This window comes from Brevundimonas sp., assembly GCF_032055285.1.
GTDB lineage: Bacteria > Pseudomonadota > Alphaproteobacteria > Caulobacterales > Caulobacteraceae > Brevundimonas.
Genome location: NZ_DAMBRE010000001.1, coordinates 38970 through 62984 on the forward strand (window position 1 = coordinate 38970; position 24015 = coordinate 62984).

28 protein-coding genes are annotated in these 24015 nt (G+C 67.7%); 15 read left to right on the forward strand and 13 right to left on the reverse strand.

Annotation, left to right across the window (positions count from 1 at the left end; translation table 11 throughout):
* From RTY13_RS00165 to RTY13_RS00180, 4 genes are all read right to left on the reverse strand, one after another.
* Positions 1 to 1830, reverse strand: coding sequence for a diguanylate cyclase (locus RTY13_RS00165; RefSeq protein ID WP_312780284.1), 1830 nt, complete (start codon positions 1828 to 1830; stop codon positions 1 to 3).
* A gap of 51 nt (positions 1831 to 1881) precedes the next feature.
* Positions 1882 to 2541, reverse strand: coding sequence for a dihydrofolate reductase family protein (locus tag RTY13_RS00170; protein WP_312781740.1), 660 nt, complete (start codon positions 2539 to 2541; stop codon positions 1882 to 1884).
* A 124-nt stretch (positions 2542 to 2665) separates the two neighbouring features.
* A complete protein-coding gene (locus RTY13_RS00175; RefSeq protein ID WP_312780286.1) occupies positions 2666 to 3046 on the reverse strand; it encodes a hypothetical protein in 381 nt (126 codons plus the stop codon).
* 14 nt (positions 3047 to 3060) lie between these two features.
* Positions 3061 to 3552 (reverse strand): helix-turn-helix domain-containing protein, encoded by a 492-nt coding sequence (locus tag RTY13_RS00180; protein ID WP_312780288.1) that lies wholly within the window; start codon positions 3550 to 3552, stop codon positions 3061 to 3063.
* 181 nt (positions 3553 to 3733) lie between these two features.
* Here RTY13_RS00180 and RTY13_RS00185 point away from each other — a divergent pair, with 181 nt between their 5' ends.
* The 4 genes from RTY13_RS00185 (at position 3734) to RTY13_RS00200 (ending at position 6928) form a co-directional block, all read left to right on the forward strand.
* Positions 3734 to 4555: a thioesterase family protein gene (locus RTY13_RS00185; RefSeq protein WP_312780290.1), complete on the forward strand. Its 822-nt coding sequence runs from the start codon at positions 3734 to 3736 to the stop codon at positions 4553 to 4555.
* A 64-nt stretch (positions 4556 to 4619) separates the two neighbouring features.
* A complete protein-coding gene (locus RTY13_RS00190; protein WP_312780292.1) occupies positions 4620 to 5810 on the forward strand; it encodes an acetyl-CoA C-acyltransferase in 1191 nt (396 codons plus the stop codon).
* Positions 5811 to 5861: 51 nt separating this feature from the next.
* Positions 5862 to 6374: a serine protease inhibitor ecotin gene (eco, locus tag RTY13_RS00195; RefSeq protein ID WP_312780293.1), complete on the forward strand. Its 513-nt coding sequence runs from the start codon at positions 5862 to 5864 to the stop codon at positions 6372 to 6374.
* Positions 6375 to 6595: 221 nt separating this feature from the next.
* A complete protein-coding gene (locus tag RTY13_RS00200) occupies positions 6596 to 6928 on the forward strand; it encodes a VOC family protein (protein WP_312780294.1) in 333 nt (110 codons plus the stop codon).
* A gap of 9 nt (positions 6929 to 6937) precedes the next feature.
* Here RTY13_RS00200 and RTY13_RS00205 read toward each other — a convergent pair whose 3' ends face one another.
* From RTY13_RS00205 to thiE, 3 genes are all read right to left on the reverse strand, one after another.
* Entirely contained in the window at positions 6938 to 7297 is a 360-nt protein-coding gene (locus tag RTY13_RS00205) for a hypothetical protein (RefSeq protein ID WP_312780295.1), read from the reverse strand.
* 479 nt (positions 7298 to 7776) lie between these two features.
* A complete protein-coding gene (locus tag RTY13_RS00210) occupies positions 7777 to 9453 on the reverse strand; it encodes an ATP-binding protein (RefSeq protein ID WP_312780296.1) in 1677 nt (558 codons plus the stop codon).
* 64 nt (positions 9454 to 9517) lie between these two features.
* Positions 9518 to 10177 (reverse strand): thiamine phosphate synthase, encoded by a 660-nt coding sequence (thiE, locus tag RTY13_RS00215; RefSeq protein WP_312780297.1) that lies wholly within the window; start codon positions 10175 to 10177, stop codon positions 9518 to 9520.
* Between the two features lie 122 nt (positions 10178 to 10299).
* On the opposite strand from thiE, the gene RTY13_RS00220 reads away from it, so the two are divergent.
* Positions 10300 to 10485 carry a (2Fe-2S)-binding protein gene (locus RTY13_RS00220; RefSeq protein WP_312780298.1) on the forward strand — a complete coding sequence of 62 codons (186 nt, stop codon included), beginning with the start codon at positions 10300 to 10302 and terminating at the stop codon, positions 10483 to 10485.
* A 167-nt stretch (positions 10486 to 10652) separates the two neighbouring features.
* Positions 10653 to 11153, forward strand: coding sequence for a bacterioferritin (gene bfr, locus RTY13_RS00225; RefSeq protein WP_312780299.1), 501 nt, complete (start codon positions 10653 to 10655; stop codon positions 11151 to 11153).
* Positions 11154 to 11217: 64 nt separating this feature from the next.
* Here bfr and RTY13_RS00230 read toward each other — a convergent pair whose 3' ends face one another.
* Both RTY13_RS00230 and RTY13_RS00235 read right to left on the reverse strand, forming a co-directional pair.
* Positions 11218 to 11943, reverse strand: coding sequence for an ABC transporter permease (locus RTY13_RS00230; protein ID WP_312780300.1), 726 nt, complete (start codon positions 11941 to 11943; stop codon positions 11218 to 11220).
* The gene (locus RTY13_RS00235) at positions 11943 to 12878 is read right to left on the reverse strand and encodes an ABC transporter ATP-binding protein (protein WP_312780301.1); all 936 of its coding nucleotides are present in this window, start codon (positions 12876 to 12878) and stop codon (positions 11943 to 11945) included. Before RTY13_RS00235 ends, RTY13_RS00230 begins: the two co-directional genes overlap by 1 nt.
* 86 nt (positions 12879 to 12964) lie before the next feature.
* On the opposite strand from RTY13_RS00235, the gene RTY13_RS00240 reads away from it, so the two are divergent.
* The 6 genes from RTY13_RS00240 to RTY13_RS00265 all read left to right on the forward strand — a co-directional run bounded on the left by RTY13_RS00240 (position 12965) and on the right by RTY13_RS00265 (position 17182).
* The gene (locus RTY13_RS00240; protein WP_312780302.1) at positions 12965 to 13462 is read left to right on the forward strand and encodes a DUF2975 domain-containing protein; all 498 of its coding nucleotides are present in this window, start codon (positions 12965 to 12967) and stop codon (positions 13460 to 13462) included.
* The gene (locus RTY13_RS00245; protein WP_312780303.1) at positions 13462 to 13707 is read left to right on the forward strand and encodes a helix-turn-helix transcriptional regulator; all 246 of its coding nucleotides are present in this window, start codon (positions 13462 to 13464) and stop codon (positions 13705 to 13707) included. Before RTY13_RS00240 ends, RTY13_RS00245 begins: the two co-directional genes overlap by 1 nt.
* A gap of 55 nt (positions 13708 to 13762) precedes the next feature.
* Entirely contained in the window at positions 13763 to 14314 is a 552-nt protein-coding gene (locus tag RTY13_RS00250; protein WP_312780304.1) for a TspO protein, read from the forward strand.
* Between the two features lie 126 nt (positions 14315 to 14440).
* Complete coding sequence (efp, locus tag RTY13_RS00255) at positions 14441 to 15007, forward strand: elongation factor P (RefSeq protein ID WP_312780305.1); 567 nt, start codon at positions 14441 to 14443, stop codon at positions 15005 to 15007.
* 133 nt (positions 15008 to 15140) lie between these two features.
* Complete coding sequence (locus RTY13_RS00260; RefSeq protein WP_312780307.1) at positions 15141 to 15947, forward strand: inositol monophosphatase family protein; 807 nt, start codon at positions 15141 to 15143, stop codon at positions 15945 to 15947.
* A 200-nt stretch (positions 15948 to 16147) separates the two neighbouring features.
* The gene (locus RTY13_RS00265) at positions 16148 to 17182 is read left to right on the forward strand and encodes a glycerophosphodiester phosphodiesterase (protein ID WP_409450261.1); all 1035 of its coding nucleotides are present in this window, start codon (positions 16148 to 16150) and stop codon (positions 17180 to 17182) included.
* A 140-nt stretch (positions 17183 to 17322) separates the two neighbouring features.
* Here RTY13_RS00265 and RTY13_RS00270 read toward each other — a convergent pair whose 3' ends face one another.
* Positions 17323 to 19176: an ABC transporter transmembrane domain-containing protein gene (locus tag RTY13_RS00270; RefSeq protein ID WP_312780311.1), complete on the reverse strand. Its 1854-nt coding sequence runs from the start codon at positions 19174 to 19176 to the stop codon at positions 17323 to 17325.
* 133 nt (positions 19177 to 19309) lie between these two features.
* On the opposite strand from RTY13_RS00270, the gene rpmE reads away from it, so the two are divergent.
* Both rpmE and RTY13_RS00280 read left to right on the forward strand, forming a co-directional pair.
* Positions 19310 to 19534: a 50S ribosomal protein L31 gene (rpmE, locus tag RTY13_RS00275; protein WP_105562861.1), complete on the forward strand. Its 225-nt coding sequence runs from the start codon at positions 19310 to 19312 to the stop codon at positions 19532 to 19534.
* Positions 19535 to 19686: 152 nt separating this feature from the next.
* On the forward strand, positions 19687 to 21243 hold the full coding sequence (locus RTY13_RS00280; protein WP_312780313.1) for a L,D-transpeptidase family protein: 1557 nt from the start codon (positions 19687 to 19689) through the stop codon (positions 21241 to 21243).
* Positions 21244 to 21269: 26 nt separating this feature from the next.
* Here the strand turns inward: RTY13_RS00280 and RTY13_RS00285 are convergent, their stop codons facing one another.
* Both RTY13_RS00285 and RTY13_RS00290 read right to left on the reverse strand, forming a co-directional pair.
* Entirely contained in the window at positions 21270 to 21797 is a 528-nt protein-coding gene (locus RTY13_RS00285; protein WP_409450262.1) for a DUF1465 family protein, read from the reverse strand.
* A 103-nt stretch (positions 21798 to 21900) separates the two neighbouring features.
* A complete protein-coding gene (locus tag RTY13_RS00290) occupies positions 21901 to 22104 on the reverse strand; it encodes a DUF1192 domain-containing protein (RefSeq protein WP_312780315.1) in 204 nt (67 codons plus the stop codon).
* Between the two features lie 79 nt (positions 22105 to 22183).
* On the opposite strand from RTY13_RS00290, the gene RTY13_RS00295 reads away from it, so the two are divergent.
* Entirely contained in the window at positions 22184 to 23155 is a 972-nt protein-coding gene (locus RTY13_RS00295) for an NAD(P)H-quinone oxidoreductase (protein WP_312781744.1), read from the forward strand.
* A 42-nt stretch (positions 23156 to 23197) separates the two neighbouring features.
* Here RTY13_RS00295 and RTY13_RS00300 read toward each other — a convergent pair whose 3' ends face one another.
* Positions 23198 to 23821, reverse strand: coding sequence for a beta/gamma crystallin-related protein (locus RTY13_RS00300; RefSeq protein ID WP_312780317.1), 624 nt, complete (start codon positions 23819 to 23821; stop codon positions 23198 to 23200).
* Positions 23822 to 24015: the final 194 nt, after the last annotated feature.

The window sequence follows — 24015 nt, forward strand, 5'->3', positions numbered from 1 at the left end:
TCAGGCCGCTTCCTCAAGGTGGAGGACAGCCCGGTTTCGGCCCTCCTTCTTGGCGCGATAGAGGGCCGCGTCGGCCGCCTGCAGGGCGGCGCGGCCCTCGCGGTCCATGCCCGGCCGCCAGCAGGCCACGCCGAAGGACATGCTGGTGCTGCCCAGGGCCTGATTGCGGTGACGCAGGGAGATGCCGGCGATGGCCTGGCGCACCGTCTCGATGCGTTGCAGCAAGGCTTCGGGCGTCGTGCCGGGGGCGATGATGGTGAATTCCTCGCCGCCGTAGCGGCAGACGATGTCGCCGTCGCGGAAACGATGCCCCAACTCGGCGGCCACGGCCTGCAGCACCAGATCGCCGGCGTCGTGGCCGAACTCGTCGTTGAAGCGCTTGAAGTGGTCCACATCGCACATGACCACGCACAGGGGGCTGCCTGAGCGCGCCGACCGCGCCACCTCCAGCGCAAGGGCCTCTTCCATGTAGCGGCGGTTGAACAGGCCGGTCAGCGGATCGCGGATCGTCTGTTCCTTCAGGTCGCGCTGCAGCTGCTGGTTGACCATGGCCGAGGCGATGTTCTCGACCAGAACCTTGATGCGGAAACCGCTTTCAGTGTCCAGAACCCCGTCCAGATGCAGGACGCCGATGACCTCGCCCGAGGCCAGCAGAGGCTCGCAGTGATAGGCGTGGTCCTTGTCGCCGACGTGGTCGCAGACGATGTCCGTCCCCGGCTCGCTGACGAAATGGCTTTGGCCGCGCCGCAAGGCCCAGCACTGGTCCGGCCCGAAGGCGTCGCCGTCGTCGTCATGCTCGCCCCAGGTCGAGAGCGGGACCAGCAGGTTGCGTGAGTTGTTGTAGGCGTAGAGCGCGCCCGGCAGGCCCGGCAGGACGCGCGGTACGAAGGCGTGGATGACCTGGGCCAGCTCGGCCTCGGTGCGGGCCGCCTGCATCCGGTGGGCCATGCCGCCCAGCAGTTCGATCACCTCGCCACGTTCACGCAACACCTGGCTGCTGGTCAGAAGCTCGTCGTGGACCCGCTTCAACTCGCGCTCGCTGCGCCTTTGATCGGTCGAGGCGACGGCCAGCCGATCCGCCATCTGGTTGTAGCCCTGGGCCAGACGATTGAACTCGCGCGAGCCCATGCGGTCGGTGATGCGCTGATCCAGATCGCCCGAGCCCAGGCTGGTCATGGCGCGGGTGATGACCCGCACCGGCCGTCGGATGCCGCGAATGACCATGACGGACACCGACAGCGAGAACAGGGCGATCAGCGGCCCGCCGATCAGCGCCAGCCGCTTGCCCCACTCCAGGCGTCGTTCGGCCGCTTCGATCCGATCGGCCTGCAGCCTGCGCTCCTCGCTGAGAAAGTCCTGCGACGCCAGCAGGACCTCGCTCATGGAATCCAGCCCCCGCCCGCCGGCGATGGCGGCCTCGGCCTCGTCAAAGCGGCCCTGACGCGCCAGATCCAGCGGCTGACGCAGCAGTTCGGTCCGTTCCGACAGCAGGCCGCCGAACGCCTGAACCCGCGCGCGCTGCGTGGGGTTGTCCTTGGTCAGCTCGACCAGTTCCGAGAAGGACCGTAGCGAGTCCGCCACCCGTCGATCAAAGGACTGCGCATAGCCCGGATTGTGCGTCAGGACATAGCCGCGCTGACCGGATTCGGCGTCCCGCAGCCCCGCCATGGTCTCTTCCATGGCCTCGATCACCTCGGCGGAATGCGTCACCCAGCGGAAGCTCTCGCGACTTTGCCGCGAGGCGTCGACCAGAGAAGCCACCAGGGCCACCAAGGCAATCACCACCAGAGCGCCGACAGCGGCGATTCTGGACGTCAGGGACAAGAACATGGCCCAAAGGTTAACGACTGAGGGTTGACGGAAACTGAACGCCGGGACGCGTCACCATGTCCCGGCGGCGATCCTGGCGCGGCGCTCCAGTTCAGCGGGGCTGGGCGTCATGTCCACGCCAAAGTCGCCCGGCTCGACCGGGCCGGCGGGCTCATAGGTCGCGATGACGACGCCGCGCGGCGTGACCTCGTGCTCGACCAGCCGCATCGACCGGGGCGGCGTGCCCTCGTCGAACAGCCGTTTGCCACCCCCAAGCACCACCGGAAAGGTCATCAGGATCAGCCGGTCGATCAACCCAGCGGCAAGAAGCTGCGGATATAGGGTGCTGCTGCCCTGAATGATCAGGTCCGGCCCCTGGCCGCGCTTGAGCTCGGCCAAAGCGTCCAAACTGCCTAGACGATGGCTGTTCTCCCACGACAACGGCTGTGCGCCGCGCGTCAGGACGTATTTTCCCGCCCGATCGAACCGCGCGCCTATTCCAGCCTCCTCGCCTTCAACAAAGGGCCAATAGCCCGCGAAGATGTCATAGGTCCGCCGCCCCAACAGCAGGTCGAACGGCCCGCCGAACAGGGCGTCGATCCGCCGCCCGCCCGCCTCGTCGAAATAGTCAAACAGCCAGCCGCCCAGCTCGAACCCGCCGGACCGGTCCTCCTCGGGTCCGCCCGGCGCCTGCATCACCCCGTCCAGCGACACGAAGGCCGCCCCGATCACATTACGCAACGGCCATCTCCTCGCGTTTCACACGGAGCCGACAACCGCCGGTCAGACTGTTCGTTCCCGCGAGCTTTCCCCTAGCGGGAGGACTCAATCTGCTCATTGGGGTGGCCGAGCGCAGCTAGAAGGCAGCGCCTGTCTCACGATGCTGACGTTCAAGCTCAAGCAATCGTTGCCGCTGCTCGGACGTCCGCCATTCCGTGCGTTCAAAGATATGCCCGTCGGGCCAGATCAGATTGGCTTGAACCGCCAAGCGTTTCATTTCGCCCAGATCGTCGACCCGCTCATACGCCCAGACACGCCACCGGGGCGCCAAGACCGACCAAGTCAGCCACGCTGCCGGCAAGCAGGGAATAAATAGCAGACCAGCCACGCCCACTGGTTCGGGCGCCCCCAAGATGAAGGCGACTGCGCCGCCCGCAAAAGGGATGCCGAACATCACGCCAAAGACCGCGCGGTTGACTGTTTTCGTGCCATGCTTGACGGCTTCGGCAGCTTTCATGCTCTCCGCCAGCCCTAGGCCGCCTCATCCTTCGGCAGCACGTCGCCGACCGTCGGGCGGTTCTCGGCCCAGGTCAGTTCGATGTCGCGGGGTTTGACGATCTCGTTGCAATGGCCGCAGGCGATACGGGGCTTCAGGTCGTGGCCGCAGGTCTTGTGGACCATGGCGATGCCGCTGTCGGCCTCGCCATAGACGTGCTTCTCGCCCCAGGCGTGCAGGGTCACCAGCACGCCGTACAGGTCCTTGCCCTTGGCGGTCAGGACATATTCGTTGCGCGGCGGGCGTTCGGAATAGAGCTGCGGCTCCAGCACGCCATGTTGCACCAATGACTTCAGCCGCGCCGCAAGGACATTGCGCGCCACGCCCAGCCGGTCCTGCCACTGCTCGAACCGGCGCACGCCGTTGAAGGCGTCGCGGATGACCAGAAGCGTCCACGGGTCGCCGATCACCTCCAGCGTGGCGGCGATCGAGCAGCTCTGGCGGCTATAGTCGGCGGTGCGTCCCATGCAGCGGAAAGTGACCCCGCGTCAGGCTTTTGACAAGTGGGTTGCCAATCGGGACGCAGTTTGTCAGTTTCTTTTGGCAACGAACTAGCGGCTCCCCGGTCGCTGTCCTTGCGTTCCTCGACTTGCGGGCGGCGACGCTTCAGTCTCCGCCCGCCTCTTTCGCCTGCTGTTGCGTGGACCGATGACCGACCTGCTGCACGACGCCCTGACCCTGACGCCAGCCGAGGACGGCCTGAGCGCCCACCTGTCGGGCGATTTCTCCAACGGCCCGATCAGCGCCCCTCCCGAAGCGGGCTTTCCCTTCGGCGGCCTGCTGGCCGCCCTGTGCGCCGGGGCGATGCGACAGGGGCTGGAGATCAAGGCGCCCTTGCGCAGCCTCAGCGTCCAGTACCTGGCCGCCGCCAAATACGGCCAGCCCATCCATTTCCGTCCGCGCCTGCTGCGCGGCGGCCGCAATGTCGCCTATGCCGTGGTCGAGGCCGGGCAAGGGTCGCGCCTGACCCACCACGCCAGCGCCACCTATGGCGCCGATGGCGATACGGCCCAGCCGCTCAGCCCGCTCTTAGTTCCGCCGCCCGCGCTGGATCTGGACGCGCCGGGTCTCAGCGGCCCCATGGCCCCACGCTTCTCGCAGCACGTCGACTATCGCTTCGACGGCGGCCCTAACATCCTGGGCGGCAACGAGGGCAAGCCCGTCGTCGAGCGCGTCTGGATGCGAACGAAAGACGCCGCGCCCCTGGACGAACTGCGGATGGCCTATCTGCTGGACGCCCTCTATCCGCCCGCCTGGACCGCCTTCAAAGCGCCGCCGATGATGACCAGCGTCGATCTGCGCTACGACTTCCTGGCCGATCCGACGCCCGAGGCCCCGCCTGACGGCTGGGCCTTCTTTGAGTATCGGCTGCTGGATCACGGCCTCGGCTGGTCGGTGGACGAGGCCGTCGCCTGGGGCGCGGACGGCCGCCCGCTGGCCCTGGCCCGCCAGCGCCGCAAGCTGCTGTGACCTTGCCAGCAGCCCTCCGCCTCCCCTAATCCCCCGGCAAACGATTCATACTGGAAACGCCCCCATGACCGCCGCAACCGATCCCGTCGTCATCGTCTCCTTCGCCCGCACGCCCATGGGCGGCTTCCAGGGCGCGCTGTCGCCGGTCAAGGCGACCGACCTGGGCGCCGTCGCGGTCAAGGCCGCCGTCGAGCGCGCGGGCGTCGCCCCTGAAAAGGTCGAGCAAATCTTCATGGGCTGCGTCCTGCCCGCCGGCCTGGGTCAGGCCCCGGCGCGTCAGGCCGCCATCGGCGCAGGCCTGGGCAAACACGTCGAAGCCACGACGGTGAACAAGATGTGCGGCTCGGGTCTGCAGGCCGCCATGATGGCCCACGACGCCCTGCTGGCCGGCACAGCCGAGGTCATCGTCGCCGGCGGCATGGAGTCCATGACCGGCGCCCCCTATCTGATGAACAAGCACCGCGGCGGCGCCCGCATCGGCCACGACGTCATCATCGACAGCATGATGATGGACGGTCTGGAGGACGCCTATTCCCCCGGCAAGGCCATGGGCGTCTTTGCCGAAGACTCCGCCGCCCAGTATCAGTTCACCCGCGAGCAGATGGACGAATACGCCATCGAAAGCCTGACCCGCGCCAAGGCGGCCATCGCCTCCGGCGCCTTCAAGGCCGAGATCGTCCCGGTCGAGGTCGCCACGCGTAAAGGCCCCGTCACCGTCAGCGAGGACGAACAGCCCGGCAAGGCCGACGCCGCCAAGATCCCGACCCTGCGTCCCGCCTTCACCAAGGACGGCGCCATCACCGCCGCCAACGCCAGCTCGATCTCGGACGGCGCCGCCGCCCTGGTCATGACCCGCGAGAGCACGGCCAAGGCGCTGGGCCTGCCCGTCGTCGCCCGCGTCGTCAGCCACGCCGCCCACGCCCATGAGCCGGGCCTGTTCACCACCGCCCCGGTTCCCGCCATGCAGAAGGCCCTGAAGAAGGCCGGCTGGTCGGTCGAGGACGTGGACCTGTGGGAGGTCAACGAAGCCTTCGCGGTGGTCGCCATGATCGCGCAGCAGGAACTGGGCATCGACCGCGCCAAGCTGAACGTCAACGGCGGCGCCACGGCGCTGGGCCACCCCATCGGCGCCTCGGGCGCACGCATCCTGTCCACCCTGCTGGCGGCGCTTCAGGCGCGCGGCGGCAAGAAGGGCGTGGCCTCGCTGTGCATCGGCGGCGGCGAAGCCGTGGCCATGGCCGTGGAACTGCCCTGATCCGATGGCGTTCTCCACGGTCACGCTAACCTTGGCCGTGGAGACTACGCCTTGAAAATCCTCCCCTCCCTCTTCGCCGGCGTCGCCGCCCTGACGCTGACGGCCTGCGCTGCCGCTCAGGCGCAAAGCCCGGCGACCGACAGCACGCCTTCGGTCCAGAACAGCGTGACCGACGCGCTCAAGGCCTTCCCGGCCGCGGCCGCAGGTCAGACGCGCCACGTCATCACCCTGCCGGCTCAAACCGACGAAAGCGCGCTGAAGGTCGAACTGATCCTGGGCAAGACCCAGACGGTGGACTGCAACCGCCAGGCCTTCGGCGGGCGCCTGGAGACCCGCACGGCCGAGGGCTGGGGCTATGACTATTACGTCCTGCCGACCCTGGGGAACGCCGCCAGCACGATGATGGGCTGCCCGCCGGGCTCGGAGCGTCAGGCCTTCGTGACGACGCAGGAGCAGCCGCTGATCCGCTACAACTCGCGCCTGCCGGTCGTGGTCTACGCCCCGTCGGACGTCGAAGTGCGTTACCGCGTCTGGCGCGCGGGCGAGACCCAGACAGCGCGCTGATCAGAGCTATGCATTGAAATCAGGCGCGGGCGTCGGTCGGTCTCGACCGGCGCCCGTGTCGTAGTCGGCACCGCCTCCGCTTCGCGCATGAGCGCAGCCAGCGAGGCGCATCCGGCGCTCAGGACGATCATGGGACGGCTCCTGCGTTTGCGAACTAATCGCAGGTTTGCGCAGAGTCGCGGGCCGTGCAAGCGTCCGTCTCCATTTTCTGGAGAGTCGCCATGCGCGAAGACGGCAAGCTGGACTATCTCGAACTGCCCGCCACCGACATGACGGCGCACAAGGCCTTCTACGCCTCGGCCTTCGGCTGGGTCTTCCAGGACTATGGCCCCGACTATGCGGCCTTTGGCGAGGGGCTGGACGGCGGCTTCACCACCGAGGCCATGACGCCCAAACCCCTGCCCATCCTTTACGCCCACGACCTGGAGGCCATGCTGGCCAAGGTCCAGGCGGCGGGCGGGGAGATCACCCACCCGATCTTCGCCTTCCCCGGCGGACGCCGGTTCCATTTCCGCGACCCGTCCGGCAACGACCTGGCCGTCTGGTCCGAATAGGCCGGCTGGCTACTTAGGATCGACGGATTGAGCGATCCGCTCGGCGGCGTCGCGATCGGCGCCGTCAAGGCTCATCAGCCAGACATGGATCTCGTTCGGCGCCGTCGGGCGCTGGAACAGGTGCTCCATGGCGATCCGGCGCGTCGCTTCCGGCACGACGACCGAGACACGGCCCGCCGCCGTCACCTGCTCGCCGTCATAGATGGGGAACTGCGACGACGGCCCGGTGTAGATCATGGCGAAGGTCTTGCCCGCCTTGCGCACCGAGTAGACGTGGGAATCGGGTGCGCCCCGGCCTTCAAACAGTTGGAACCCGCTCGGCAGCTCGATCCTGAACGGCAGCCTGGCCAACTCTGCAGGGCTCAGCACGCCGGGCGCCGCAGGGGTCGCTCGGGCCGGCGTCACAGCCTGAGCCGGCGTCGAAGGCGGCGCTGCTGACGGCATGGGAGCCGGCGCCCTGGCCGGAGCGACGGGCGACGCAGCGACCGGCGCCCGTGAAGGAGCGGCAGAAGCCGGAGCCGGGCTGGGCGTAGCGCGCGGGGGCGTTGCGGTCGTCGCGCGGGCAGGCGCCGGGGTTGACTGAACAGGTGCGGGCCGGGGCGCCGGCGCCATTGTCGGCCGGATCGGCGCTGCGGTCGTCGGCGCCGGAGACTGCGTCGGGGCCTGCACAGGCGCCGTCGGTCGCGCCGCTGCCGGCGGGGCTCCGTTCAACAGCCGCGTCAGCTCCTCGGCGCTCGGGGACGGAGCTTGGGATTGGGCCTGAGCCGCCATCGGCGCGGCGCTCAACAAGACGGAAGCGAGAAGCACAGTTTTCATGCCGTGACCTTGACCTCCGGGCCGCCCGACGGTCAAGCGGCCGGCAGTTCCACCCAGAAGGTCGCGCCCTGCCCCGGCGCCGAGACGACGCCGATCTCGCCGCCCTGAAGCTCGGTCAGGCGCTTGGCCAGGGCCAGGCCGATGCCATGACCCTCAATGGCCGAGCGCTCCAGCCCCAGACGGTTGAACGGTTCGAACAGTTGCGCCTGTTTCTCGGCCGACAGGCCGGGGCCATGGTCGACGACTTCGATCCGCACCCGGTCGTCGGCCCAGGCCGCCTTCAACTGCACCCGCCCGCCCGAGGCGCCGTACTTGACCGCATTGCCGGCCAGATTGCCGATGACCTGGGCCAGACGTTGTGAATCCGCCTGAGCGATCAGGGCGTCGCCCTCGAGCAGGACGTCGATCGACAAGCCCTTGGCTTCCGGTTTCAGGATCAGACCGCGGCGCACGTCTTCCAGCAACCCCGCCACATCCGTGGGCCGCAGTTCGACCTTGACCGCCCCGGACTCGGCGCGCGCGACGTCAAGCAGGTCGTGGGCCAGGGTTTCGACCTGGCGCGCCGTCTTGACCAGCATCTGCGCCATCTCGACCTGTTCGGCCGAGGTCGCGCCGAGTTGTCCGCCCGCCCACAGTTCACCGATGCCGATGATGCCGCCCACAGGGCTCTTGATCTCGTGGGCCACGTTGGCCAGCAGCCGCGACTTGGCCGCCGAGGCCCGCTCGGCCCGCACGCGCCCGGCCCGCGCCCGCTCGGCCAAGCGGTCGCGTTCCTCCAGCAGGGCAGCGACCATCAGGATCGGCATATAACCCAACAACACTAGAAGTTGGGCCAGCAGGGCTCGATTTTCAGCTCCGAACGAATGATAGGGTCCATGCCCAGCCATGGTCCCGCCGATCGCCATGACCGTCACCACCACCAGGGCGGCGGCGATCCCAGCCACCCGGAAACGCACCGCCATCATCAGCAGCAGGGGCATCAACAGGAAGCCGTAGGGCAGGCTCAGATGCGAGAAAATCGCATAGCAGGCGGCGCCGATCATCCCGACCAGCAACAGGCCCTCGGCCATACGCGCGGGCTGGCGCACGATCGTCAGATGACGTTTCTGCATCGCCAGGCCGAAAGCGCCGACCACCGCAAATCCAAGGGCGTGGCCGCACCACCAGATTCTCAGACCATCGATGAAGTTGGCCCCGACCATGGCGTCCAGCACCAAGGCGCTGATAAGGGCCGAGGGCAGCGGCGCGACCGCGCAAACCCCCAGGAACTTGGCCAACCCCTCGACGGAATTAACGCTCAACCCGGAAACGAAGCGCCGCACAAGCACTACCGCCAGGACGATTTCCAACAGGTTCACCGCCATGAACATGGCCGACAGGAGCGGCCCATTGCCCACCAGGAACTCGCCCGCCAGGACGCCCATGGTCACCAGGACGCCGAAACCCAGATCATAGGTCAGGCCGCGTCCGCCCCGCAGCCAGACGGCCAGCGCCAGACCCCCCGCGCCCCAAAGGGCGGCGACCAGGCCGTTGGTCCGCGCAAAGCTGATCGCCAGCACGACCAGAACGGTTACGCCGACCGCCGTCAGGATCGGAGCGAGGGGCTGCCGGAAGAAGGCGGCGTTCGGCGTCATTACAGGCGCGCCGTCATCCGCAGGGACGACGTCGAGAATAGGTTCAGCCCTGTCGAGCGCTCGGCTCATGGTCATGATCGGGTCCGATGTACGCGACTAACACCCCATCCTGCCGGACCTTCCTAAACATCCTCTGAAGTCAGAAGGCGCTGGCGAGCACGGCGTTGAACGCCCGAACCGCCGCCGCCGGCCCCTCGGAGTGGTTCCAGACGCCCGCGCTGACGGCCACGAAGTCAGCGCCCGCGACGGCCACCTGGGCCGCGTTCTCGACCGTGATCCCGCCGATGGCGACGCAGGGCGTCTCCATCGTCTCCTGCCAGATGGTCAGCTCGATCAGGTCGGGCCGATGCGTGGTTTCCTTGGTCTCGGTCGGGAAGAAGGCGCCGAAGGCCACATACTCCGCGCCCGCCTCGGCCGCCTCCATCGCCAGATGACGGCTGTCGTGGCAGGTGGCGCCGATCATGGCGTCCGGCCCCATGATGCGCCGCGCCTCGGCCACCGGGGCGTCGTCCTGCCCGACGTGCACGCCGTCGCAGCCGGCGGCTTTCGCCAGGTCCGGCCGGTCGTTGAGGATCACCGCCACGTCGTGCGCCTGGGCGATGGGCGCCAGCCGCGCCACGGCGGCCTTGATCTGATCGTCCGAAGCCTCCTTCAGCCGGATCTGCAAGGCCGCGACCGGCCCCGCCGACAAGGCCTGCTCCAGCAGGCCGGCGAAGGCCTCCAGATCGGCGATGGCCGGGGGCGTGATCAGATACAGCTGACAGGACGGACGGGGCGGTGTTGCGGGTTGACGAGCCATACCCCCGCCCTGCCCGTCCCTGCGTCGGGCGTCAATGTCGCAACCCCATGCGAACGATTTGCACTCGCCTTAATAAATGCTATAGCGAGCCATTCTCAGTAACTGCTTCGGGGCTTGTCGCCTTGTACGTCTGCAACTGTAACGGCCTTCGCCAGCGTGACGTCGCCCAGGCCATTGAGGCCGGCGCGACCCGTCCCAAGGATATTTTCGCGTCCAATCAATGCACTCCGCAGTGCGCCAAGTGCGTCTGCGAAATGCGCCAGATGATCCAGGACACCCAGGCGGCCTTCGCCCTGGCGGCGGAATAAGACAGCTAACTGAAAGTCGATTTCACTCGCATTATCAATGCAGTGATAAGAACTCGCAAATGATCCACGGCCTTTAAGCCGTGCTATGAAAGTCGTCACGGGCGGTCTGAGAACCGCGACGTCATGACGACGTCGTCCAGCGCCGCCGCATCAAGAGGACGACGACCATGAAGGGCGATCCGGCGATCATCCGCACCCTCAACGCGGTGCTGACCAATGAACTGACGGCGGTCAACCAGTACTTCCTGCACGCCCGCATGTTCGAAAGCTGGGGCCTCAGCCACCTCGGCAACGTCATCTACGAAGAATCGATCGGCGAGATGAAACACGCCGACATGCTGATCAAGCGCATCCTCTTCCTCGACGGCCTGCCCAACCTGCAGGACCTGCACAAGCTCAAGGTCGGCGAGGATCCGATCGAATGCCTGGGCGCCGACCTGAAGCTGGAGATCGACAGCCGCGCCACCACGCGCGACGCCGTAACCCAGTGCGAAGCCGCCCACGACTACGTCAGCCGCGACCTGCTGATGAAGATCCTGGCCGACACCGAGGAGCACGTCGACTTCCTCGAAAACCAGCACAAACTGATCGAACTGCTGGGCGCCCAGAACTACCTCCAGTCCGCCATGAGCGAGATCAAGACCGACGGCGCCGCCACCGGCAACTGACCGCTCGTACCGCAGCCGGAACAATGGAGGGGCGGCCGTTCGTCGGCCGCCCCTTTTGCTTAGGCTACAGCACCTCGCGGCGAGCCAGATGGATCACGGCCAGGATCAGGACGATCAGCCCCAGACCGCCCCCCAGCCCCAGCGCCGTCTGCATCCGCCAAGCCTCGCTGGTCAGGATATTGACCGGCATCTGCCAGGGCATGAAGACGCCCTGCCTGGCCGAGGTCGCGACGACGGCGAAGAAGGTGCCGCCGATGCCCACGATCAGGGCCGGCACGAAGCTGGCGAACCGCATGGCGACCCAGAACTGGATGGCGATCATCAGCGTGCCCGCCACCGCCATCAGCCCCAGCATCCTGGCGTAGTTCGCCAAGTCGAAGGCTCCCGTCGGCGCGACGGCGGGTTTGATCTGCGCCGCCAGCGACACCGAGGCCGCCGTCAGCGCCAACACGCCCGCGCTCATCAGCAGCACCAGGCCTATCACGCAGACCGCCTTGGCCGCGTACAGGCTCCAGCGCGGGATCGGCAGTGCGCGCAGGTGATCCCAGGACTTCGGCCCATGCTCCATGTGCGCCACCAGGGCGGTCAGGGCCGTGACGCCCATCGGCATCATGAAGTAGGCCCAGATGGCCGAGCCCGTCCCCATCCACATCTCCCAGGGCGAGGGCTGCTTGGCCCGCAGCATCATGAAGAAGGCGAAGACGGCGATCAGGCTGGGCGCGGCGACAGCCAGCAGCAGGGCCAGCGAACGGTTCAGCTTGCGAACCTCGACAGACAGAACGGTCAGCATCACGCGGCCTCCGGCAGGGGGTGAACGGTTTCTGTGACCTGGCGGTAAAGCGCCTCCAGCGAATGAGCGCGCGCGCCGACGGAGAAGACAGCGACTCCCTGCTCGACCAGGGCCCGGTTCAGGCGCGCCGTCACGGCATCATGGTCCTGCCCCACGAGCAGCCGCACGCTGAGGCCCTCGGCGGTCCGGGTCACGGCTAGGTCGTGCCCGGCCAGCACCGCCGCCGCGCGATCATGATCGTCCACCCGCAAATGGATTTCGGGCGCTCCCGCCGCCTTCAGCGCCGCCAGTTCGCCCTCCAGCACCAGCCGCCCCTGATGGATCACCCCCACATGGGTGGCGATCTGCTCGATCTCGCCCAGCAGGTGGCTGGACAGCAGAACCGTGACCCCGGTGCGGGCAGGCAGATCGCGCAGGAACTTGCGCATCTCGGCGATCCCGTCGGGATCGAGGCCGTTGGTCGGTTCGTCCAGCATCAGAACCGGCGGCGCGCCCAGCATGGCCCGCGCCAACCCCAGCCTCTGCCTCATCCCCAGGGAATAGCCCGCGACCCGCCGTCCGGCGTCGGCCCGCATCTCGACCACGCCGAGCACACGGTCGATCTCTGACGTCGGCAGCCCCAGCAGGCGACGGCTGAGATCCAGATTCTCGCGCCCGGTCAGGTTTCCATAAAAGCCGTGCGCCTCCAGCAGCACCCCGACCTTGCGCGCCGCCCCCATGCGGTCGCGCGCCACATCGACGCCGCCGATCCGCGCCGACCCCGCCGTCGGGCGGATCAATCCCAGCAGCATCTTCAACGTCGTCGTCTTGCCCGCGCCGTTACGCCCCAGGAAGCCATAGACCGCCTGATCCGGCACGGTCATCGACACCCCGTCCACCGCCATCCGCGCGCCGAAGCGCCGCGTCAGCCCCTCCGTCTCAACCGTACCGGCCATCGCCGCCTCCATTTAACTCTTAGATAAAGTTGCGAAGGCACGATCTTTAAGTCAAGATTAAAGAAACGTCAGAATTGGAGACTGGCATGACCCGAGACATCGATCGTTTCCGTCGCCTGTGCGGTCAGTACCGCTGGCTGGCGGTCTTCATGGTGGCCAGCGTGGGGCTGCTGCTGGCCGGGAGCGGTCTGATCGCCCCCCTTGTGCTGTCGGCGCGCACCCCCGACCTGGTCAGCGGACGCGAGGTCATCGCCTCCGTGATCTGGATCACCCCAACCCTCTGCTACCTGTTCGGCGTCTGGTCGATCGGCGCGGGCATGGGACAACTGGCCAAGGGACGACTGATACAACCAACCCTGGCCGCGACCCTGCGCCGGGTCGGTCTGGCCCTCGGCTTCGGCGGCGTGATCAGCGTCTTTGTCGTCACCAACCTGTTGCGCCTGATCGGCTCCACGGAGGGCGGCTATCTGCATTTCGACGTGGCGGGGATGACCCTGGGCATGATCGGCGGCGCCCTGTTTCTGCTGGGCCGGGTCGTCGATCAGGCCAGCGAGGTTCAGGCCGAACTGGACGAGATGGTCTGATGGCCGTTCGCGTCACCCTGGACGCCCTGATCGTCGCCAGGGGCATCAAGGCCCGCGACCTGGCCGCCCAGGTCGGGCTCAGCGAGACCCAACTTTCCTTGTTCAGATCCGGCAAGGTGAAGGGCATCCGCTTTCGCACCCTGGCCCGGCTGTGCGCCGCCCTGGGCTGCCGCCCTGGCGACCTGCTGGACTACGACCTGGACCCGACCGACCTGGAGCCTCCCGGCGGCGACGAGGCGGACTGACGGAACCGCCTTGGGGGCGCGCGACTTGATTTCCTGACCCTTTGCAGGAGCCGCCATGTCCTTCGAAAACGCCCTCGACGCCGCCCGCGATCAGGCCTCCGGCCTTCTCAACGCCGAGGGGCGTAGCTGGACTCATGTCGGGCTGGGCCTGGCCCTGACCGCCGGATTCGCCCTGGCGGCCACGACCGCGGCCTCAAAGCTGATCCGCCCCCAGCCGCGCCGAGCCCTGCAGCCGCTGGGCGGCGACGCCCCGATCACCGAACGACCGCGCGGCCCGATCAGCCTGATCCTGCCCGCTATGTTCTCGGCCACCACCCTGTCCGCCGTGCGCGTATGGAACGCCCCGGCCCGCCCCGAGCGGCGCAGCGCCATGGCCCTCTGGCTCGCCGCCCAGACTGTCAGCGCCGTCTGGCTGGCCGTGCGTCCGACGCGCCTGACGACCCAGGTCCTGGCGGCCATATCCTCGGCCGGTCTGGCCGCCGCCTTCGCCCACGAGGCGCGCAAGCTGGACCCCGGCGCCGGCAAGCTGGCCTCGCCGACCGGCATGGGCGTCCGCCTGGCCAACCGGGCCGAGGCCCGGCTTCGCGACAGGCCGACCCTGCACTGATCCGCAGACCGGCGATCAGCGCCCCCATTGCCCTTTTTCCGCTGTTCCTCTACGGCTCGCCGCGATTTCGCGCGCCCGCCTGTGAAGCGGCCGGGCCGCCCCCTGCCCTCACATCCAGCGGTTTCTATGAAAATCAACGGCAACACCATCAAGCCCGGCATGGTCCTGCAGCACAACGGCGGCCTGTGGGTCGTCACCAAGGCCAGCCACGTCAAGCCCGGCAAGGGCGGCGCCTTCGCCAACGTCGAGGCCAAGAACCTCGAGACCGGCAACAAGCTGAACGAACGCTTCCGCTCGGAAGACAAGGTCGAGCGCGTCACCCTGGAACAGAAGGACTTCTCCTACCTGTTCGACAACGGCGACAGCCTGGTCTTCATGGATGACGCCACCTACGAGCAGATCGAACTGCAGAAGGACTGGGTCGGCGACGAACGCATCCCCTACCTGCAAGAGGGCATGAAGGTCGTCATCGAGATGCACGAAGACCGTCCGATCGGCCTGGAATTGCCGGAACAGGTCACCCTGGAAGTCGCCGAGACCGAGCCCACCGTGAAGGGCCAGACGGCCTCGTCCTCCTACAAGCCCGCCATCGCCTCCAACGGCGTGCGCATCATGATCCCGCCCTACATGTCGGCCGGCGAGCGCATCATCGTCGACACCACCTCGGGCGAATACGTCCGTCGCGCGGACTAACAAACGCCGTCTTCCCCGGCCAAGGTCGGGCGCTATAACAGCCTACAGGGGCGCGGATGGTCCGCGCCCCTTTTGCTTCTCCGTCTCTCCGGGCCAAAAGGGCCTTCAAGGACAGCCGGACCAGGAGAACCCCATGGCCCTCGCCTCTGCTCTCGTTCAGGTCATCATCAGCGCGGTGCGCAAGACCGCCCGCCCCATGCTCCGCGATTTCGGCGAAGTCGCCCAGCTTCAGGTTTCGCGCAAAGGGCCCGGCGACTTCGTCACAGCCGCCGACCTGAAGGCCGAAGACACCCTCTACGAACTGTTGATGAAGGCCCGCCCCGGCTACGGCTTCCTCGGCGAGGAACGCGGTCTGGTCGAAGGCACCGACAAGTCGCACACTTGGATCGTCGACCCGATCGACGGCACCACCAACTTCATGCACGCCATGCCCCACTTCGCCATCACGGTGGGCCTGGAGCGCAAACATCCCGACGGCTCGTCCGAGATCGTCGCCGGCGTCACCTACAACCCGGTGATGAACGAGCTGTTCTGGGCCGAAAAGGGCAAGGGCTGCTATCTGAACGACCAGCGCATCCGCGTCTCGGGCCGTCGCGACATGTCCGAAAGCCTGATCGCGACTGGCCTGCCCTTCATCGGCAAGTCGGGCCACGCCCAGTCGATCAAGGACATCCACGCTGTGGGCCAGCGCGTCGCCGGCATCCGCCGCCTGGGCGCCGCCTCGCTGGACTTCGCCTGGGTCGCCGCGGGCCGCTACGACGCCTTCTTCGAGCGGAACCTGCAGCCGTGGGACGTGGCGGCGGGCATCCTGTTCGTCACCGAAGCCGGTGGCGTGGTCACCACCATCGACATCGACGGCGACCCGAAGAACGGCAAACAGATCGTCGCCGCCAACCCGGAATTGCAGCCGCAACTGCGCAAGATCCTGCAAGCGGCATAACTCAAAGATCTCCCTCCCCTTCATGGGGAGGGTGGCTGAGCCGTCAGGCGAAGCCGGGTGGGGGCGGCGCGGTCATTGACCCGCCGCCTTTTGCTTGCCTGGCCCACCCCACCCGCTCGCAGCTTCGCGACGACCACCCTCCCCATGCAAGAGGAGGGAGAAATCACACGCGCGTCACGTCCGCCCCCTACCCTCAGCGCATGATCCGCCTCATCCTGAGCGCCGCCCTCCTCCTCAGCGGAACCCCGGCCATGTCTGCGCCCGCCCCTCAAGTCATCGCTCATCGCGGCGCCTCCGGCGAGCGGCCCGAGCACACGGCCTCGGCCTATATTCTGGCCATCGAACAGGGCGCGGATGTCATCGAACCCGACCTGGTCATGACCCTCGACGGCCAGTTCGTCGTCCGCCACGAGAACGAGATCGGCGGCACGACCGATGTGGCCGGACGGCCCGAGTTCGCCGCCCGCCGCACCACCAAGACAATCGACGGCGTCCCGACCACCGGCTGGTTCACCGAAGACTTCACTCTGGCCGAGCTGAAGACCCTTCGCGCGCGCGAGCGCCTGCCCCTGCTGCGCCCGAACAACACGGCTTGGGACGGCCAAGAGGCCATCTTGACCTTCGACGAAGTGGTCGCCATCGCCCGCGACGCCGCCGCCCGCACCGGCCGCATCATCGGCATCGCGCCCGAACTGAAGCACCCCTCCTATTTCGCCGGCATCGGCCTGCCGATGGAGGACACCTTCGTCGCCGCGCTGACGCAGCATGGCCTGACCGGCCCCGACGCCCCGATCCTGATCCAGTGCTTCGAGGTCGGCCCGCTGCAAAGGCTGAGCGCCCGCATCGACGCCCCCCTCTTGCAGTTGATGAGCCTCTCCGGCGGCCCCGCCGACCGCCCCGACCTGACCTACGCCGCCATGGCCACGTCTGAGGGCCTGCGCGCCGTCGCCGCCTACGCCGACGCGGTCGGTGTCGAGACCGGGATGATCCTGCCGCGCGACGACATGGCCCGCAGCCTAGCCCCAACCGCGCTGGTCGAGGACGCCCACGCAGCGGGGCTCAAGGTCGTGGTCTGGACCTTGCGCGCCGAAAACGCCTTCCTGCCTCTGGAACGCCGCCAAGGCGACGCCCCCGCCGACCACGGCGACCTGAGCGGCTATCTGAAGGCCTTCTACGCCCTCGGCGTCGACGCCGTGTTCAGCGACTTTCCAGGCGCGGCGGTCGGTGCGCGCTGACCCCGCGCCTCTCCTCCCCATGAAATGGGGAGGTGGATCGGCGGCGAAGCCGTCGAGACGGAGGGGCCGCTAAGGCTGGCGCCGGCCCCTCCACCGCTTCGCGGTCCCCCTCCCCACAAAGTGGGAAGGAAAGACTTAGCCTACGTCCCCTGGAACTGCAGTTGCGCCAGACGCGCATAGAGCCCGCCCTTGGCCGTCAGTTCGGCGTGGGTGCCTTCTTCGACCACCTTGCCGCCGTCCATGACGACGATGCGGTCGGCCCGCAGGACGGTGGCCAGACGGTGAGCGATAACCAGGGTGGTGCGCGCCTCCATGGCCTGATCCAGCGCCGCCTGCACCAGACGCTCGTTCTCGGCGTCCAGAGCGCTGGTGGCCTCGTCCAGCAGCAGGATCGGAGCTTCGCGCACCAAGGCCCGCGCGATGGCCAGACGCTGGCGTTGACCGCCCGACAGGCTCTTGCCGCGTTCGCCCAGCGGCGTGTCGAAGGCCTGAGGCAGGGCCTCGATGAAGCCCAGCGCCTGGGCCTCGTCAGCCACGGCGCGGGCCTCGGCCAGGGTCGCGGCCTCACGGCCGAAGCGGATGTTCTCCAGCGCCGAACCCGAGAACAGGGGCGCCTCCTGCGACACCCAGGCGAAGCGCTCGCGCACCTCGATCGGGTCGGCGGCGCGCACATCCACGCCGTCCACCGACACCAGACCGGCCTGCGGATCATAGAAACGCAGCAGCAGACGGAAGACCGTCGATTTGCCCGCGCCCGACGGCCCGACCAGGGCCACGGTCTCGCCCGGACGCACGGTCAGGCTGAAGCCCTTCAGCGCCGGCAGGTCGGGACGACCCGGATAGGCGAAGTCCACCGCCGACATCGACACCTCGCCCAGCGGCGGCTGCGGCAGCGCCACGGGGTTGGCGGGCGGGGCGATGGCGGGCACGGCCCGCATCAGCTCGTCGATCCGCTCCATGGCCCCGGCGGCCTTCTGCACGTCGCCCCAGCTTTCGCCCAGGGCGCCCACGGCTCCCGCCGCGAAGACAGACAGCAAAACGAACTGCAGCAGGGCGCCCGGCGTCATGCTCCCGGCGATCACGTCCTGCGCCCCCAGCCACAGCACCAGGGTCACGCCGCCGAACATGACGGTGATGATCATGGCGGTCATCACCGCCCGCGCCCGCATCCGGATCAGGGAGACGCCGAAGGCCTCCTCCACCGCCGCGCCGAAGCGGCCGATGGCGCTCTTTTCGCGGCCGAAAGCTTGCACCGTCTCGATGGCGTCCACGCTCTCGCCAGCGAAACCGACGGCGTTAGCGAAGGTGTCCTGCGACTTGACCGTCAACTTCCGCACCTGACGGCCGAAGATGAACAGCGGCACGATCAGAACCGGCACGATCAGCAGGACGAACCCTGTCAGCTTGGGGCTGACGAAGAACAACAGGATCACCCCGCCGATCAACGTCAGGAAGTTGCGCAGGGCGTAGCTGACGGATGTGGTCAGCAGGGTATCGACCAGCTGGATGTCGGTCGTCAGGCGCGACAGCACTTCGCCCGTCCGCATATGGGCGAAGAAGACCGGGTCCAGCGTCAGGATGCGTTTGAACAGGGCCGTCCGCAGGTCGGCGATGACCCGCTCGCCCGTCTTGGTCACGTAGAAATAGCGGAAGGCCGTCGCCAGCCCCAGAATCAGGGCGTTGGCGCCCAGAATCAGGAACCAGGTGTTGATGTCCCGACCGCCGTTCTCGAAGCCGTTGTCGATGGCCCCGCGCGCCGTCGCCGTCAGCGCCAGGGAAGCCACGGTCGAGCCGATCAGCCAAAGGCCGGCGATCGCCGCGTCCAGCCGATGCCGCATCATGAAAGGCAGCAACTGGGCCAGGGGCTTGATGTTGCGGGTCTTGGCGCGCTTGCCGCCCGCCTCTTCCATCTGCTCGGCCAGCAGGGCCCCGGCGCCGGGGCGCCCCCGGGCGGCGGCGTCTTGCGGGACGGAAGGCGGGGAAACTTGTGTCATGACCGCGCTCTTGCCCCGGAACGCCCCCCGGTGTAAACGCCGCCGCTCATTCCCGCCGTTTAGCCTCGGCGGGTTTCTCTATTTACGCGCACTGACGGTCGGCATCGTCGAAGCGCAGAGACGGATCAGACCCATGAAAGCGGACACGCACCCCGACTACCACTTCATCACGGTTGTGAAGCCGGATGGCAGCACCTTCCAGACCCGTTCGACCTACGGCAAGGAAGGTGCCTCGCTGGCCCTCGACATCGATCCGTCGACCCACCCCGCCTGGACCGGCGGCAACGCCCAGATGCTGGACCGCGGCGGCCGCGTGTCGCGCTTCAACAACAAGTTCGGCGGCTTCATCAAGAAGTAAGCCTTACGGCCTGCGACATAGTCGCCACAGAAGCGCCGGTCCGATGGGCCGGCGCTTTTTGTTTGCCCGGAACGTCGATAACATGCGGGCGTTCGATCCTTCGGGGCGCAGGCGACGGGTCTGGCGCCGGACCGGACTTGAAGAGCTTTAGAATGAACCGACGGGAATTGGGCTTTGGCGTCGCAACAACGACCCTGACCCTTGGCGCGGCCTCGTCCGCACTGGCGCAGACCCGGTCGGTCGATCCCCAGGTCTTCATCGCCGGCTTCGACGCCCAGGCCGGGCGCCTGCCCGAGGCTGTCCAGGCCGATGTCCGCGCCGTCTATCAACTGACCGGCGGCAAGCCGATCTGGACCGCCGACCGCCTGCGCGTCTTGCGCGAGGTGGCCGCCGGGGCAGAGCGTCACGCCCTGCCCGCCGGGGACTTCTTCGACTTCGTCGGCCTGGCCGCCGATCCCGGCTCGGCCGAGATCCGCACCACTGCCGCCGCCGTGACCTATGCCCGCGTCCTGGCCGAAGGCCGCGTCCGTCCCGAGACGGTCGAGGACCTGTGGGAGATGCAGAAGAACAGCATCGACATCCCGACCGGCCTGACCCAGGCGGTCAGCAGCAACCAACTGAGCCAGTGGTTCGACAACCTGGCCCCGACCGACATCGGCTACACCAACCTGTCGGCTGGCTACGCCCGCTATCGCCGCATTGCCCGCGCGGGGGGCTGGCCCGCCTTCCGTCAGGGCGGCACGATCGAGCCCGACACCAGCGACAACCGCATCCCGGCCCTGGTGGCCCGCCTGGTGGCCGAGGGCGACCTCAGCGCCTCTGCGGGCGAACGCCTCAAGGGCAACCTGGCCTATGGTTCCGAGCTGCAGCAGGCCGTCCGCAGCTTCCAGACCCGCCATGGCCTCGGCGCCGACGGTCGCATCGGCCCCGGCACCCAGCGCTCGCTCGGCGCCACGGCCGAGGATCGCGCCCGCCAGATCGCCCTGAACCTGGAACGTCGTCGCTGGCTGAAGCGCGACCTGAATCCCGAGCGGATCGAGGTCAACACCGCCGCCGCCATCATGGTCTACTGGAAGGACGGCAAGCCGGTTCACTCCAACCGCGTCGTTGTCGGCTCGGTCGAGAATCAGACCCCCAGCCTGGAAAAGCCCTTCGCCTCGGTCGTGGCCAATCCGCCCTGGACCGTCCCCATGGGCATCGCGCGTCGCGAAATCCTGCCCAAGGGCCCCGGCTATCTGGCGGCCCACGACATGTACATCAACAAGGACGGCTGGGTGGTGCAGCGCGCCGGACCTCAGTCCTCGCTGGGCTATGTGAAGTTCGAGCTGCGCGACAGCTACGCCATCTTCCTGCACGACACCCCGTCCAAGGGGGCCTTCAACCTGTCGGTGCGTCAGCGCAGCCATGGCTGCGTCCGGGTTCAGAACGCTGTCGAGTTCGCGCGCCTGCTGCTGCAGCCCGACCCTGCCAAGCTGGCTCAGTTCGACACCGCCCAGGACAGCCGTGAGACCACGCGCGTGACCACGGGCCGCGAAATCGCCGTGCGCCTGCTCTACTGGACCGCCTTCGTTGACGGTCAGGGCCGCGTCGCCTTCCGCGAGGACGTCTATCGCCGCGACGAGAAGCTGGCCCAGGCGCTGGGCATCGCGGTCAACCTGCCGCGCGTCATCGCCGACGGTCCCAGCGACGCCAACGACGTCGGGCCGTAGGGCTCAAGCTCAGGGTTATCGGGGGCCTAGCCCCCGAAAGCCGCCTGCAGGCGATCCAGCTGGCTCTGCACCGGATTGACCGGCTGTTCCTCGTCGCCGCCCAGATACATCCGTTGGTCCAGATGCAGGACGCGGTCGTACAGCTTCTCGGCGCGCACGGCGTATTCGACCAGGGCGATGGGCAGTTCGCGATGGCTGGGCTCGCTTTCGACCTTGCGGTCTGCCAGCCGATAACGCGGCTCGCAGGCGGCGTCGGCGCTCATGTCGTCCTCGCGCACGGCGCGCTGCACCAGCAGCCAGGACGCGATCTGCATCAGCCGCGTGGTCAGCTTCATGCTTTCACCTGCATAGGCCAAGGCCGCCGCGCGCGACAGCAGGCGCGAATCCTGACGCCCGTCGCCGTCCAGATAGGCGGCGGTCTCCTCGACCAGCTCCATGCCTTCGCGGAAGGTGCGGTCGAACAGCTCGGAGCGCGCGAAATCCAGCACCTCAGCGCTGCGCGAACGCATTCCGACCATGTCAGCGTCGATGGCGGTCAACTCGGTCCTACCCATGAAACGTAACGCGCGTCCGTCAAACTCGCGGGTCAGAACGACTCCGCACGGACCGGAACTGCAATCGTCATGCCACGGATTGCGAAAACGCGGGAGAGGCTGATCAGCGGAAATTGAACAGGGCGTCGGCGGCGCTGCGCTTGGAGGACTTGCCGTCGATGGCGGCTTTCGAACGCGCGATCTCGGCTTCCAGGGCGGCGATCCGCTCATGCAGTTCATCGACGGCGAACAGGTCCAAGTCTTCGCGACTCAGGGTCTTCAGCGCCTCGCCGGCTTGGGGCCGCGGTTCCAGATCTTCGAACGACATCATCGCCTCCGTGGTCAGCGACCGCACGAGCCCGTATGAAAACGCTCCAATGACAAGGATTGCAAGCGGCGGAGACACCATGCGCGTCATCGAGATCGAAGGCGGCCACGGACCGGCTGAAGCGCTGAAGGCGGCCAAGCGCCCTACGCCCACGCCCGGGCGCGGCGAAATCCGCGTTCGCATTCATGCCGCCGGAGTCAACCGCCCGGACATCGTCCAGCGTGAAGGCCGCTATCCGCCGCCGCCCGGCGCCTCGGACATTCTCGGCCTGGAAATCGCCGGCGAAGTCGACGCCGTGGGCGACGGCGTGACCCGCTGGGCGGTCGGAGACCAAGTCTGCGCCCTGCTGGGCGGCGGCGGCTACGCCGAATACGCCGTGGTCGACGCCCGCCAGGCCCTACCTCTCCCTAAGGGTCTCGACTTCGTCAGAGCCGCAGCCCTGCCCGAGACCGCCTTCACCGTCTTCGCCAACGTCTTCGAGGGCGGCGAGTTGAAGGCGGGCGAAACCCTGCTGATCCACGGCGCCACCAGCGGCATCGGCGTCATGGCCATTCAGATGGCCAAGGCGGCGGGCGCCCGCGTCATCGCCACCTCGCGCGGGCCGGCCAAGGCCGAGGCGGCGCTCGCCCTGGGCGCCGACGTCAGCCTGGACGCTACGAACGGCGACCTCCTAGACGCCATCAAGGCGGCGGGCGGGGTCGATGTCGTGCTGGACATGGTGGGGGCGGCCTATGCCGAACTGAACCTGAACGCGCTCAAGCCCGGCGGGCGTTGGGTGGTCATCGCCACCCTGACAGGCGCCCTGGCCCAGATCGACCTGATGCGGGTCATGTTGAAGCGCGTGGTCCTGACCGGCTCGACCCTGCGCAGTCGCCCTGCGGACGAGAAGGCGCGCCTGGCCGCCGCCGTCGAGCAGACCGTATGGCCCTGGATCGCGTCGGGCGCCATCAAGGCCAAGGTCGAGGCGACCTTTCCCCTGGAACAGGCTGCCGCGGCCCATCTAAGGCTGGAAGCTGGCGACCACGTCGGCAAGATCGTCCTGACGCTCTGACGAAAAGAAAAACGGGAGACCGAAACCTCCCGTTTCAAAGTCCTACCAGTTGCCGCCGCGACGCGCGGGGCGCAGCGAGGAAATCCGGTCGTTCAGGCCGGTGCGCCCCAGATCGCGCACGTCGCTGCTGATGATCTGGCAGCGTCCACGATAATTTGCGTCCTCGCAGACCTCCCAACTGCCGCGGTCCAGGCGGATCGAGCTGATGGCGTCGTTCAGACCGCTGTTGCGCAGGTTGGGGATTTCCTGACGGAAGCTCATCGACTGACCGCGATAGTTGGCGTCGCGATAGACGGTGATCGAGCTATTGCTCCAACCGCCGCCGTTGCCGCCGCCCCAGCCGCCGCCATTGCCGTTGCCCGGTCGGCCGTTGTCCTCATAGTCGCCGCGGTGATTGTAGCAGACCAGCAGGCCGTTATCGTTGCCGATGTCGCTGCTGGAGCAGCGCGCCAACTCGATCGAGGTCTCGCGCATATTGCCACGGCGATCGCGGCAGTCCGCATAGAGACGCCCCTGATTGACGTAGGAGCCGCTGCAAGACTGCGCATAGCTGCCGCGCGGGGCGCCGCGCATCTGAGCCTGGGCCTCCGCCGAGCCCGACGGCACGGCAGCGGCGGCGCCGAAGGCCATGACTGCGCTGGCGGCGATAATCGCGAACTGTCTCATGAGAGCTGTCCTTCTCTAAATCGCTCGGCGCACCAACGCGCCACAAGCGAGACTGTTCAACATTCTCCATGAACCTTTGCTGTACGCCATCTTCGGACAACGTTTTCTTTTATCGAGAATGGGCCTATACAGAAGGTCTCAGCGCCCGGCCGAAAGGTCGGGCGCCGTCGATTCAAACGCCCGATTTTCGGGCC